Below are 13,355 nucleotides of genomic sequence, written 5' to 3' on the forward strand. Positions count from 1 at the left end.
GATTGAATTTACCGTGGACGATGGTATGGGAAATAATGTAAACGGGAAGCTAAGACCTGGCTCCTCAGGCCCTGCGTGGGGACTAGAGTACATCACCAAACAGGGTCTGAGAGAGGACATAGCCCAGTTTAAGACAAACTATCAGGGCCTACCCGACAAAGTACCTGAAGTTAAAGGCTACACCGGCTGGGATCATATGCGCTGTGACATGGATGCGGGGCGATAATTGATGAAAGGATTATGTACTTTTTTCGCCGTCGTCACCGTTGTGCTGGCTTCTGAGTGTCAGGCGAAAGAGCCGCCGACTCAGGTAGTTTATCGGTTCGATGACCATCGATTTCTGGAGCTTAAAGGCTGGGACTGCGAAGGAGAACTCTGGTATACGGACACTAAACGAGGTATTCACACAATACCAGCCAGTCAGTTTTATCGAATTTTTACGCGAAAGTTTATCCATCCCTCTGAGAGGTATATAGCAATTACCAACTGGCAAGTGGATGGATTTCTTGTTTCAAAAGATTATGGCAAAACCTGGAGGGCGGTTGGCTTTGCGCCCGGACATAATGAACCTAATGGTGATAACAGAGCGCCCGCAGAAGACGTGGTGTCTTTTACCGTCGTCAACGATCAGGGTTTTCTGCAGACCAAACACCGGCTGTATATGTCTTCAAAACCGTTTGAAGATCCGCGCATTCTGCCGGGGGGCCCAGGGATTGAATATACCGTGGATGACGGTATGGGAGGCATAGTAAACGGAAAGCTGGAAGCCCGTTCTCCTGGGTGGGCCTGGGGGATGATTTACATGACCAGGCAAGGGCTTGAGGGGAGCACGCAACAGCTTAAGACGAACTGGCAAAATTTGCCCGACACAGTCCCCGATGTGAAGGGTTACACCGGCTGGGATCGAATGCGCTGTGATATGGACGCGGGGCGATAAGTGATGAAAGGATTATGTACATCTCTCACAGTTGCCGCTGTTGTATTAACTGCAGATTGCGTGGCGAAAGAGCCACCGACGCAGATAGTTTATCGGTTTGATGACCATCGATTTCTGGAGCTTAAAGGCTGGGACTGCGAAGGAGAACTCTGGTATACGGACACTAAACGAGGTATTCACACAACACCAGCAAGTCAGTTTTATCGAATTTTTACGCGAAAGTTTATCCATCCCTCTGAGAGGTATATAGCAATTACCAACTGGCAAGTGGATGGATTTCTTGTTTCAAAAGATTATGGCAAAACCTGGAAGGCGGTTGGCTTTGCGCCCGGACATAATGAACCGAATGGAGATAACAGAGCGCCCGCAGAAGACGTGGTGTCTTTTACCGTCGTCAACGATCAGGGCTTTCTGCAGACCAAACACCGGCTGTATATGTCTTCAAAACCGTTTGAAGATCCGCGCATTCTGCCTGGTGGCCCAGGGATTGAATATACCGTGGATGACGGTATGGGAAGCAAAGTAAATGGGAAAATAGAACCCCGTTTCCCAGGGCCAGCCTGGGGGATGGATTACATCACCAAACAAGCACTGAAAGATAATACAGCCCAATTTAAAGCAAACTATCAGGATTTACCCGACAAAGTCCCCGAAGTGAAGGGTTACACCGGCTGGGATCGGATGCGCTGTGATATGGATGCAGGACGATAAGGAGATAGAAATAATGAAAGGTGTCATTCGATTAAACGACCCGCTGGTAAGCGGTGGAAAAGTAACGACAGCTTCCGGTGCGCCCTTTATGGGCAAACCCGTGGCCCTCAGGGCCGATCTGGTGACGTGCCCTTTGCACAGAGGGACATTTCCAATAAATGAATGTCATCCCACCTGGACTATGCGCGGCAGGGGGGTTGTGGTGGATGGTTGTCACGCGGCCTGTGGTTGCGAAATCAAAAGTACCTTGCCTGTCGCGGGGGCTGCGTGATGAAAGAGTGGTGGTTATTCAAGAAACAGCCAGATGCAGATACCGATGTGCCAGTCGCGGTTATTATTGTCCTGTATGTTGTCGCCATAGGAGCGAGCCTGCTGATCAGAGCTTTAACCTGGCCTGAAAAGGAACAGGTTACTGCCATTTTTTTTGTGCCTTCAGTTATTTTACCCTTTTGCCTTGTCTCTGTGATTGTTTATGTAGCGTTCATGTTTCATGACGCCAATATTCACTATTTTGAAACTCGTAAATTCATTGCAAAAGAGCGGGAAATTCATTTAAAAGCTTATGCTCGAAAAAATGTGGCTATTGCAGCATGGTCTGCCATCACTCCGCTGGAGCAACCGGCACTGAACATGTTGAAGCTGGAAGGGGAGTTTCCACTGGCGCCGAAAACACCGGTAAAAATTCTGCTGGAAGCGCTTTTCGACCAGACGCGCAATGAACAGGTATTTTGCCGCCTACTGGCTCCGATGGCCGAAAAGCTGAAGGGATACAATTACCGGGTTTTTGAAACCATTGTCTGGGTTCGCGGAGGGAATGAAAATTGTATAGAAGAGCTGAGGCGCTCGCTGGACCGATTAGGTGTGGTTCATGCCAGTACCTGCAAAATTGAATACAGCACTGAATGTCCCGATTATGCACTTATCAGCAAATGGACCAAACTGTCAGATTACAGGGTTGAAAACCGATTATTGGTTATCGTTGATTTACATGAAGAAGAAAATGAATCAAAGAACATGGAAAATGCTTGTGCATTCCTGCTGACCAACCATTATGTCCGGGAGGAAGGTGAAAAACCGGTTTATCTGTATCAGCCCATGGCCGGTGTGACAGATGTTGAGGCAAAAATGCCGATCTATCTGGAGGCAGGCTCGGTACTTACACCGAAAACGCTCTGGCATACCGGGCTGCCCCGTACTGAGAAATACCCGTTAATGCAGGTTCTGGATGAAAGGGGGCTGGCATCGGAGCGGCTGGATGTAGATGCCTCTTTCGGCGAAAAGAGTGCCGGGTATCGGTGGCTGGCGCTGGCTTTGGCGGCAGATGCGGTGAAATATGCCCAAGGGGAGCAGTTGGTGGCCTGTTCAGAAAAAAACAAATTTTGTATTACTGCACTCTCTTCCCAGAAAACCAGTATCCCGGCAAACCTTGAGTGGGGAAGCTGGAGTAATCCACTTATGCCTTCGGTTATGGCTGCATTTTTCTGTGTAATTTCATTCTTTGCATATCAGATTACTTTCTCAGATAAAAATGCCCCGCTATCTCTTTGGGGGCTTATTGCGAGTATCTTTATCCCTTTCGTCGGGTTTATTAGCATAGGCTGCTTAGCGTTAGTTATAAAAACCAATGAAGCATATAGGGACATGGGATATTAGTGTGCAGCTGAATCAAAAGATCTGTTTCCCGAATTCAGACCGTCATCAGGATTTGCCGGGCGGCGCTGCGCTTGCCCGGCCTACGGCTTCTGTACCCTTGTAGGCCGGGTAAGGCGCAGCCGCCACCCGGCGATTCATACATACAGCTCCGGATGCGCTTCAAGCATCGCCAGCATATTATCCCGAATCTCATCCTGCGCCCCGGCCATCCACACCGCCTCCAGCGGCATCCCCATCTGCTCCGCACCGTTCAGCTGCACAAATTTCACGCCCGGCATCAGATAGCGGCTACTCCAGGCGGGCACAATCGCCAGACCAATACCCGCTGCCACCAGGTTGATAATGGTCTGCTTCTCGTCCGCCATCTGTGACACTGTCACTTCTATCCCGGCGTGATGGAAAAGATTCATGGTCAGGTCGTGGCTGTGCGGGCGCGAGCGCCGCTCCGGCAGGATCATCGGCATCCCTTCCAGCTCCGCGATATCGACCTTCTCCCGGTCAGCAAACGGATGGCTGGCGGGCAGGGCGAGAATTCCCGGCTCATTGCATAAAAATGCCCGGCCAAACTGGGCGTCGAGCTGGGCAGGCGGGCGGATAAAGACCAGATCCAGCCTGCCGCTTTTCAGCTTCGGCAGGAGGTGTACGGTCTTATCTTCGAAAAGCTGAATCTCCACATCCGGGTAGTGCTGGCGGAAGAGATGCAGCAGTCCGGGCAGCAAACCGATGGCCGCGCTGTCGATGGTGCCGACGCGCAAAAGCGGCTGCGCCCGGCGTGGATTTTGACGAAATTGCAACATAATCGCGTCGGCATGGGCGAGCAGCTTACGTGCCTCTTCCCGCAGCAAGACGCCATTCTCCGTCAGCGCCACCCGGCGGGTCGAGCGGGTAAACAGCCTCGTGCCAAGTGCCTCTTCTAAAAGACGAATATTTCTTCCCAGGGCGGAGGGCAGCATATCCAGGCGCTGGGCCGCCTGACCGAAATGCAGGGTTTCGGCTACCGCCATGAAACAGCGCAGGTGTTGTAGTTCCATTCTGGCTCGCTCTCGATTATTGCATTTTTTTGTATAAACCGATGCGCATGATCATGCAAGAAATATCAGCATACTCATCAAGGCAGCCCGACTGCGTACCCTACAAAATAATTATGAGGAACACCTCACATGACCTGCACAATCGAACAACGGGTAATGCGCAAAATCACCTTGCGCATCGTACCCTTCATCATGCTGTTGTACTTCATCGCCTTCCTCGACCGCGTGAATATCGGTTTCGCGGCGCTCACCATGAACGCCGACCTCGGCTTCTCCCCGGCAGTGTTTGGTTTCGGTGCCGGGATCTTCTTTCTCGGCTACTTCCTGTTTGAGGTGCCCTCCAACCTGATCCTCCACAAGGTCGGGGCGCGTATCTGGATTGCCCGGGTGATGATCACCTGGGGGCTGGTCTCCGGCGCCATGGCCTTCGTGCAGGGCACGACCAGCTTCTACACCCTGCGTTTTCTGCTCGGCGTGGCGGAAGCGGGCTTCTTCCCGGGGATCATCCTCTACTTAAGCTACTGGTTCCCGGCGCAAAAGCGCGCCCAGGTGACGGCCATCTTTATGGCGGCAGCACCCATTTCCACCGCCCTCGGCTCGCCGATATCCGCGGCGCTGCTGGAGATGCACGGCATGATGGGCTTCGCCGGCTGGCAGTGGATGTTTGTTCTCGAAGCGGTGCCGGCGGTGATCCTCGGCGTGGTGGTGCTGTTCTGGCTCACCGATCGCCCGGAAAAGGCGAAATGGCTCAGCGAAGAGGAGCGTGGCTGGCTGATTGCCACCCTGCAACGCGAGCAGGCGGCGAAACAGGCCACGGCCCAGCACAGCGTCTGGAAAGGGTTGCTGGATAAACGCGTTCTCGCCCTGTCGCTGGTCTACTTCGGCACCTCCGCCGGACTCTATACCCTGGGCATCTGGTCCCCGCAGATCATCAAAACCCTCGGCGTCTCCTCCATGACCGTTGGCCTGCTGAATGCGATCCCGGCGGTGCTGGCGGTAGCGGCCATGGTGCTCTGGGCGCGTCATTCCGACAGAACCGGCGAACGCTCCTGGCACGTAATTGCCGCCTGCATTGTGGCTGCGGCAGGGCTGTTTATGGCGGGCAGCACGGCAAGCATCGTTGGGGTGATCCTCGCCCTGACCATCGTTAACTGCGGCATCAGCGCCTCCAAGCCACCGCTGTGGAGCATGCCAACCCTGTTTCTTTCCGGTTCGGCGGCGGGGATCGCCACCATCAACTCCCTCGGCAACCTGGGCGGCTTCGTCGGTCCGTTCATGATTGGCCTGATCAAGCAACAGACCGGCAGTTACGCCTGGGGGCTGTGGTTTGTCGCCGGGCTGCTGATCCTCTCTTCACTGGTTGTGCTGTGGCTCTCGGCATCCAGCCGTAAAACGCAGGCCAACGAAACATTAATTCAGTCAAAACATTAATTTAAGGAAAAAAACTATGAAAGATTACGCCATTGCAGCCATCCCCGCAGACGGTATCGGCCCGGAAGTGATCACCGCAGGGGTTGAGGTCTTACACGCCCTGGCCCAGCGTCAGGGAGATATGCGTTTCTCGGTACATACCTTCGAGTGGGGCTCGGACTACTACAAAACCCACGGCGTGATGATGCCGGAAGACGGGCTGGAGCAGTTAAAAGCCTTTGATGCCATCTACTTTGGCGCGGTGGGTGCTCCGGACGTGCCGGATCACATCACCCTGTGGGGGCTGCGTCTGCCGATCTGCCAGGGCTTCGATCAGTATGCCAACGTGCGGCCAACTAAAATCCTGCCGGGCATTCAGTCCCCGCTGCGCAAGGCGGTACCCGGCACCCTCGACTGGGTGATCGTGCGTGAAAACTCCGAAGGGGAATATTCCGGCCACGGCGGTCGCGCGCACCGCGGCCTGCCGGAAGAGGTGGGCACCGAGGTGGCGATCTTCACCCGCACCGGGGTGACGCGCATTATGCGCTACGCCTTCCGCCTGGCGCAGTCGCGTCCGCGTAAGCTGTTAACCGTCGTCACCAAGTCCAACGCCCAGCGTCACGGGATGGTGATGTGGGATGAGATCGCCGCCGACGTCGCCCGCGAATTCCCGGACGTCACCTGGGACAAGATGCTGGTGGATGCCATGACCGTGCGCATGACCCTGCACCCGGCGTCGCTGGATACCATCGTGGCGACCAACCTGCACGCCGATATCCTCTCCGACCTGGCCGGGGCGCTGGCGGGCAGTCTGGGGGTCGCGCCGACCGCCAATATCGACCCGGAGCGTCGTTTCCCGTCGATGTTCGAACCGATCCACGGCTCGGCCTTTGATATTACCGGCAAGGGTATCGCCAACCCGGTCGCCAGCTTCTGGACCGCGGCGCAGATGCTGGAACATCTGGGGGAAGGGGAAGCTGCCGCGCGCCTGATGGCGGCGGTGGAGCAGGTCTGCGCCGAAGGGATCATGACCCCGGACGTGGGCGGCACGGCCAACACCCGCGAGGTCACCCAGGCGGTGATCCGCGCCATTGCAGAAGGCTGATCTATGGCACAACACGACGATAGCGCCCTGCGAGGGGCGCTTACTGAGATCTTTATGGCGGCGGTGAAAAGCGCCGACCCCCATGAGGCGCTGATTAACGCCCTGCCGGCGAAACCGCGCGGGCGCTGCATTGTAGTCGGTGCCGGGAAAGCCAGCGCCGCCATGGCCGCCGCGCTGGAGGCCGCCTGGCCGGATGTCGATCTGCAGGGCGTGGTGGTGACCCGTTATGGCCATGCCGCCTCGACGCAAAAAATTCGTATCGTCGAGGCGGCGCACCCGGTCTCCGATGCCATGAGCGAAGTGGCCTCAATGCTGATGATGGAGCAGGTCAAGCACCTCACCGCCGACGACTGCGTGATCGCGCTGATCTCCGGCGGGGGATCGTCCCTGCTGGCCCTCCCGCGCCAGGGCATTACCCTGGCCGATAAGCAGGCGGTAAACAAAGCGCTGTTGAAGAGCGGGGCGACCATCAACGAGATGAACACCGTGCGCAAGCAGCTGTCGGACATCAAAGGCGGACGTCTGGCGCTGGCGGCGCTGCCTGCCAGGGTGATGACGCTTATCATCAGCGACGTACCGGGTGACGATCCCCAGAGCATTGCCTCCGGCCCGACGGTGGCGGACAGCGCCACGCCAGAAGAGGCGCTGGAGATTATCGCCCGCTATGGCCTGAAACTGCCGGAGCCGGTAATGCGGGTGCTACGCACCCCGCGCGCCCCGGTGACGACAGCGGAAATCGACGAAGATATCCGCCTGATCGCCACCCCCTCCGGCGCGCTGGCCGCTGCCGCAGCCGTGGCGCAGAAGATGGGATACACCCCGCTGATCCTGGGGGATGCCCTGGAAGGGGAAAGCGCGCAATTAGGTATCGTGATGGCCGGGATTGCGAAATCCGTGAAACAGCACGGCCTGCCGGTAAAAGGCCCGGCGGTGCTGCTGAGCGGTGGAGAGACCACGGTGACGATTGGCGATACGGGATGTGGCCGCGGCGGGCGCAACACCGAGTTCCTGCTGGCGCTGGCCTGTGCCCTGAAGGGCGAGGCGGGAATTTACGCCATCGCCGGGGACAGCGACGGGATTGACGGCACCGAGGATGCGGCGGGAGCGATAGTGACGCCGGAGACGCTGGCTCGCACCGCGCTGGATGCTAAGGCGATGCTGCGCGGGCATGACAGCTATAGCTACTTTGCCGCCGCAGGCGATCTGGTGGTGACCGGCCCGACATTAACCAACGTGAATGATATCCGGGTGATAATGATCGCCTGACAGGAGCAGTGCCGGGCGGCGCTGCGCTTGCCCGGCCTACAACGGCACCGGCCCCGTAGGCCGGGTAAGGCGCAGCCACCACACGGCGTTTTTTCAACAATTTGCGAGGCTGCTTCCGGGAATGCCTCTTGCCGTCTCGTCTGTATCGCAGTATCTTCTTGTTGCGCTTGCAAAATCAGGCGTCGGGATTAGCCTCCTGCAACCTTAGTGACGGCGCAAAGCTTCATTTGCGCCGTGCGACCTGCTACACCTCAATGGTGGGCTGGACGGGGGCGCTGCAAAGCGCGCCGGTGTCACTAAGGCCGGTAAGGCTAACTCCGTTCAGTTCACCACCAGCGAGATTAGCCTCTCCTGTGGTGATGTAAATTAATCACTTAGTGAGGTTGCCAATATGGCTACGACCCTAACCCCAATTCACGCATTAATTACCAGACCCTTCAACCATCTTACCGATTTCATCGAGCTTGCAGATAACTGCGAACGCTACGTTGAAGCGATGGTAGAAGCCGACGATCCCCGAGATAAACTGGCTCTGTGCGGACGGCTGTCTACCAGCCTCTCTCTGCTGATGCCGACGCTTAACGAGCCCATTCCTCCGGAAATGGTGGATGTGTTGACCATTGATACGCTGCCCACTCATCTCCCCGTGTTCGAGCCGGAAACCGATACTCTGTGCCGGTACTGTCAGGAACTCACTCAGTTGACAATGAGTGGCATGCTGACAAGCGAGCAGCAGCGCGTTATCGAAGATTTGCTGTTTGACCTAGTGAGTTATTTTACTTACAGGCTGAAAGCTCCGCGCTGGCTGAGGACAGAGCAGGGCGATGTATTACTTTGAAAACGATAAAATTTACTTCTTAATGCTTAGAGTATCTGGCATGAAAATGAATCTCTGAATTTAATTCGGCCAACATGTATATCGAAGAGTCGTTAGGTTGTGATATTCACGAAACACCCTTACAGTTATTATCTATAAGGGTGTTGATTTTATCTCTTTTTCAGTGATGCAGTTATATAAACGATGATGGCTACGATGAGTAATGATAAAATGCAGAGGGAAAGGAAATAATATTTATCCCATGTATCACCAGGGATGACATCTGTAAAGATTCTCACCAAACTATAGGCTTTCATTTCTGGTATCAGTAAAAATAAGGCCGCTAACACCAGGGTGTATAGCAGCGCTTCCCCAATCCATAATAACACGTAATGCAGTGGCTTCATTAATACACCTGTATAGTACCGAAAGCAGTTAATGAGGACGTTACTTGTATGGTTGGCGTTTTAAGCAAAGCATCGCGTAACAGCATAAAATCTGATAGACGCGGCAAGGTAATACAACCTTCGCTTACGCCTTTATAACCAGCGGGATGCAAGCGAAAGTGTCCTCTTTCTACCTGTCCTGTGAACGTAATATCATCAATCTGTGCGTCATGTCTGTACAAAGCAAACCATACTGACCTGTCCGAACCGGATACGAACGATGCAAAAGCATCACTCAACCCTGTTAGTGCACCACCTGTACCACGTGTAACAATGTAGTATAAACCTGGCGGTAGCGGTCCGATAGAAGGGATTGCAATATCATTAGCATTGTTGCGTGATGTGCCTGTACCAGAATAAGCCGGAAAAAAACCTATTCCGGGGCAGCTCAGATTACTTAGTTGATTCCCATTTAGATGGAAAGTGCATTGGATCATCGTTCATTCCAGCTATCGGAGAAAATGACATTCCCATCACAATATTTCCATGTTATTTTCTCATATCGTAAGGATACTGCTTCCAGATGATTATGCTTTTCAGTTGCTGGATTTTTACAATCGTGCATCATGGGGCAAATTGAAATAACCTTAACGTTCTCAAGTAACATATTGAAGTACTCTTCCTCTTGTCCTGAGTGATTAATTTTATACCATTTCAATTCTACGCTTTTTAGTGTCTGCCCCTGAGCTACAGCCTTATATATATATGGGCTTGAGGAATCAAATTCTTTCTGAAATGTTAATGGCGCATGTAAGCGCGTTCCGGTGATTTTGCCTGTGCTATTATCAGTCGGTAAGTGTAATCCATGACTAAAACCCAGAACCTCAATGCTTCCTTCACGATCTTTAACATCAACCGATCCTTTAATATCAGCTCCACCATCGTCTTTCATCCATAAGTAAGCTGGAATTGCCATTTGTGTAATCCTTTAATTAGTTGATAAACGAAAAAAAGCCTACATACATTAAGGTTAATTTGCAAAAACATTGATCCCGAAAATAAATAAGGTTTTTTTATTCGTTTAAACAAAGTTGATTCATGCGGGCTAGCCTGCATCGAACTCCTGGCGTTGAAATGTTCTCAGTACATTCACCGCAGAATCACCCGTCCCCCCTTTGACAGAGCACTACACTGATCTACATACCTGCACGCGCTAACCCAGCGCGCGTTTGTCATGTCCATTAAATAAGGATGCATCATGATCCGGCCTATTCCTCTCGAGCGTTATCGCAATATCGGTATCTCGGCGCATATTGATGCCGGTAAAACCACCACCACCGAGCGCATCCTCTTCTATACCGGGGTGAGCCATAAGATGGGGGAGGTCCACGATGGTGCGGCGATCACCGACTGGATGGCGCAGGAGCAGGAGCGGGGGATTACCATCACCTCGGCGGCGGTAAGCTGCTTCTGGTCCGGCATGGATCGCAGCTATGAGCCGCACCGGATCAATATCATCGACACCCCCGGCCACGTCGATTTTACCATCGAGGTGGAGCGCTCCATGCGGGTGCTGGACGGGGCGGTAATGGTCTATGACTCGGTAGGCGGAGTACAGCCGCAGTCGGAAACCGTCTGGCGGCAGGCCAATAAGTACCGGGTGCCGCGTATCGCCTTTGTCAACAAAATGGACCGTCCGGGGGCCGATTTTTTCCACGTGGTGCAGATGATGATCGACCGGCTGAAAGCGCACCCGGTACCGATTGTCATCCCCATCGGCGCGGAAGAGCATTTCACCGGGGTGGTGGACCTGATCCACATGCGGGCCATCATCTGGGATGACGCTACCCAGGGGATGACCTTTACCTATGCCCCGGTGCCGGATGATTTACAGGCCACTGCCCGGACCTGGCGGGATAAAATGGTCTCTGCGGCGGCGGAGGCCAGCGACGAGCTGATGGATAAATACCTCGACACCAATGAGCTCGACGAGGCAGAAATTATCCGCGGCTTACGTAAACGGACGGTGGCTGGAGAGATCCAGCCGATGCTCTGCGGCAGCGCCTTTAAAAACAAAGGGGTGCAGCGAATGCTCGATGCGGTGATCGAGCTGATGCCGTCCCCCCTCGACGTGCCCGCTATCGACGGCGTGGATGAAAAAGGCCAGCACGCCGAGCGCCACCCTAATGATGACGAACCCTTCTCGGCGCTGGCGTTCAAGCTGATGTCCGACCCCTACGTCGGGCAGCTGACCTTTATCCGCGTCTACTCCGGGGTGCTGAAAAAGGGCGACGCGGTCTTTAACCCGGTGAAAGGCAAGAAGGAGCGCATCGGGCGTATCGTCCTGATGCACGCCAACGACCGGCATGACGTGGAGGAGCTGCGCACCGGGGATATCGCCGCCTGCGTCGGGCTGAAAGATGTCACCACCGGCGACACCCTGACCGACCCCAACGCGGTGATCACCCTTGAGCGGATGGCGTTCCCGGACCCGGTGATCTCCCTCTCCATCGAGCCAAAAACCAAAACTGACCAGGAGAAGATGGGCATCGCCCTGCATCGTCTGGCGGCGGAAGATCCCTCCTTCCACCTGCATACCGATGAAGAGTCCGGTCAGACGATCATTTCCGGGATGGGCGAACTACACCTGGAGATCATCGTCGACCGCATGAAGCGGGAGTTTGGCGTCGAGGCCAACATTGGTCGCCCGCAGGTGACCTACCGGGAAACCATTCGCAAAGCGGTGAGCGACGTTGAGGGCAAGTTTGTCCGCCAGTCCGGTGGGAAAGGACAGTATGGCCACGTGGTGCTGAGCCTTGAGCCGCAGGCGCCGGGCAGCGGCTTTACGTTTGTCGATGCCACCAAGGGCGGGGTGGTGCCCCGGGAGTATATTCCGTCGGTTGAGAAAGGGCTGCGGGAAGCGATGAACAGCGGGGTGCTGGCGGGCTATCCGGTGGTGGATATCAAAGCGACCCTGACTTTCGGCTCTTATCACGATGTCGACTCCTCGGAGATGGCCTTCCGCATGGCGGCGATCTTTGGCTTTAAGGACGCAGCGCGCAAGGCCGACCCGGTGATCCTGGAGCCAATGATGCATGTGGAGGTGGAAACCCCGGAAGAGTATGCCGGGAACATTATGGGCGATCTCTCCTCCCGGCGCGGGCTGGTGCAGGGGATGGAGGAGCGGTTCGGCAGCCAGATTATTCGCGCCGACGTGCCGCTGGCGGAGATGTTCGGCTACGCCACCACGCTGCGCTCCATGTCCCAGGGGCGAGCCACCTACAGCATGGAGTTCCACCACTACGCCGAAGCGCCGCGTATCGTGGCCGATGAGATCATCGCCGGGCGGTCGAAAAAGTAGGCCCGTGGGGTGAACCATGAAGCGTCTGCATTATGCTCTCGCCGCACTCATGGCACCCCTGTTACTGCTGGGGTGTGTGGTGATGTCTGGCACCAGCAAAACCGACTTTGCCGCCACCCGGCAGGCGGATCTCGTTTTTATCGGCCTGCCGGCACCGCTGAACTGGCTTGCCGCCGGGATGCAGGGCACCACATTCCCGGTTTCAAGCCAGCTGTCGCTCACCGCCGCGCACGTCGCGGTGCCGCTGCTCAAGCCGGTCAGAGCCCAGCATCCCACCTGTGATGTCGCGGTAATTGGCGATAACAACCGCGGCAAGATCGTCCATCAACTGGCCTGGGCCCGGGCCGGACGCAACGTTACGCTGTTTGGCTATAGCGCCATCAACAGTTTGCCCAAATCCAGCCGGGGCAAAATCGACGGCTTTGTGAAGCGCAACGGCTGCTACTACGGCATCATTACCGGGGCGGGGGCGGTATCGGGCATGTCCGGCGGACCGGTAATAGACAGCCTGACCGGGGAGACGGTGGGGATCATCACCAACGTCATCCCCGGCAAGGGCGCGGTGGCCTTTGTGGCGGTGCAGGACTTTACCAACCTGCTGGACCGCATGCGGATCCCTTATAAGACCTATTAGACGATATTGACTACAGTGCAGGACCTGCGACGCCGGGTGGCGGC

The 13,355-nt window shown here is 55.4% G+C and carries 14 protein-coding genes and 1 pseudogene; 11 read left to right on the top strand and 4 right to left on the bottom strand.

Going from position 1 to position 13,355, the window contains the following annotated elements:
* From B3X29_RS06140 to B3X29_RS06160, 5 genes and pseudogenes are all read left to right on the top strand, one after another.
* Positions 1–226, top strand: a pseudogene (locus tag B3X29_RS06140) (hypothetical protein); the annotation flags it as partial.
* Between the two features lie 3 nt (positions 227–229).
* The gene (locus tag B3X29_RS06145) at positions 230–937 is read left to right on the top strand and encodes a T6SS immunity protein Tli3 family protein (RefSeq protein ID WP_290512990.1); all 708 of its coding nucleotides are present in this window, start codon (positions 230–232) and stop codon (positions 935–937) included.
* Positions 938–940: 3 nt separating this feature from the next.
* A complete protein-coding gene (locus B3X29_RS06150) occupies positions 941–1,648 on the top strand; it encodes a T6SS immunity protein Tli3 family protein (RefSeq protein ID WP_159342944.1) in 708 nt (235 codons plus the stop codon).
* Between the two features lie 88 nt (positions 1,649–1,736).
* Positions 1,737–1,919, top strand: coding sequence for a PAAR domain-containing protein (locus B3X29_RS06155; RefSeq protein WP_409454962.1), 183 nt, complete (start codon positions 1,737–1,739; stop codon positions 1,917–1,919).
* Complete coding sequence (locus B3X29_RS06160) at positions 1,919–3,301, top strand: hypothetical protein (protein WP_168192018.1); 1,383 nt, start codon at positions 1,919–1,921, stop codon at positions 3,299–3,301. The genes B3X29_RS06155 and B3X29_RS06160 overlap by 1 nt, the downstream gene beginning before the upstream one ends.
* A 134-nt stretch (positions 3,302–3,435) precedes the next feature.
* On the opposite strand, the gene B3X29_RS06165 is transcribed toward B3X29_RS06160, so the two are convergent.
* On the bottom strand, positions 3,436–4,332 hold the full coding sequence (locus tag B3X29_RS06165; protein ID WP_159338829.1) for a LysR family transcriptional regulator: 897 nt from the start codon (positions 4,330–4,332) through the stop codon (positions 3,436–3,438).
* A 129-nt stretch (positions 4,333–4,461) separates the two neighbouring features.
* Here B3X29_RS06165 and B3X29_RS06170 point away from each other — a divergent pair, with 129 nt between their 5' ends.
* The 4 genes from B3X29_RS06170 (at position 4,462) to B3X29_RS06185 (ending at position 8,951) form a co-directional block, all read left to right on the top strand.
* Entirely contained in the window at positions 4,462–5,763 is a 1,302-nt protein-coding gene (locus tag B3X29_RS06170) for an MFS transporter (RefSeq protein WP_290512995.1), read from the top strand.
* A gap of 16 nt (positions 5,764–5,779) precedes the next feature.
* Positions 5,780–6,847 carry a tartrate dehydrogenase gene (locus B3X29_RS06175; RefSeq protein ID WP_159338831.1) on the top strand — a complete coding sequence of 356 codons (1,068 nt, stop codon included), beginning with the start codon at positions 5,780–5,782 and terminating at the stop codon, positions 6,845–6,847.
* Positions 6,848–6,850: 3 nt separating this feature from the next.
* Positions 6,851–8,113, top strand: a complete 1,263-nt coding sequence (locus tag B3X29_RS06180) for a glycerate kinase type-2 family protein (RefSeq protein WP_159338833.1) — start codon at positions 6,851–6,853, stop codon at positions 8,111–8,113.
* 391 nt (positions 8,114–8,504) lie between these two features.
* Entirely contained in the window at positions 8,505–8,951 is a 447-nt protein-coding gene (locus B3X29_RS06185) for a hypothetical protein (RefSeq protein ID WP_103179661.1), read from the top strand.
* 149 nt (positions 8,952–9,100) lie between these two features.
* On the opposite strand, the gene B3X29_RS06190 is transcribed toward B3X29_RS06185, so the two are convergent.
* From B3X29_RS06190 to B3X29_RS06200, 3 genes are read right to left on the bottom strand one after another with little or no spacing between them, the layout of a single operon-like run.
* The gene (locus B3X29_RS06190; protein ID WP_103179660.1) at positions 9,101–9,337 is read right to left on the bottom strand and encodes a hypothetical protein; all 237 of its coding nucleotides are present in this window, start codon (positions 9,335–9,337) and stop codon (positions 9,101–9,103) included.
* A complete protein-coding gene (locus B3X29_RS06195; RefSeq protein WP_103179659.1) occupies positions 9,337–9,813 on the bottom strand; it encodes a DUF2778 domain-containing protein in 477 nt (158 codons plus the stop codon). The genes B3X29_RS06190 and B3X29_RS06195 overlap by 1 nt, the downstream gene beginning before the upstream one ends.
* The gene (locus B3X29_RS06200) at positions 9,810–10,292 is read right to left on the bottom strand and encodes an Hcp family type VI secretion system effector (protein ID WP_159338837.1); all 483 of its coding nucleotides are present in this window, start codon (positions 10,290–10,292) and stop codon (positions 9,810–9,812) included. Before B3X29_RS06200 ends, B3X29_RS06195 begins: the two co-directional genes overlap by 4 nt.
* Before the next feature lie 282 nt (positions 10,293–10,574).
* On the opposite strand from B3X29_RS06200, the gene fusA reads away from it, so the two are divergent.
* A complete protein-coding gene (gene fusA, locus B3X29_RS06205; protein WP_159338839.1) occupies positions 10,575–12,677 on the top strand; it encodes an elongation factor G in 2,103 nt (700 codons plus the stop codon).
* A 16-nt stretch (positions 12,678–12,693) separates the two neighbouring features.
* Positions 12,694–13,311: a trypsin-like peptidase domain-containing protein gene (locus B3X29_RS06210; protein WP_103179657.1), complete on the top strand. Its 618-nt coding sequence runs from the start codon at positions 12,694–12,696 to the stop codon at positions 13,309–13,311.
* Positions 13,312–13,355: the final 44 nt, after the last annotated feature.

This window comes from Leclercia sp. UBA5076, assembly GCF_002416465.1.
In the GTDB taxonomy this organism is placed as follows: Bacteria; Pseudomonadota; Gammaproteobacteria; order Enterobacterales; family Enterobacteriaceae; genus Enterobacter.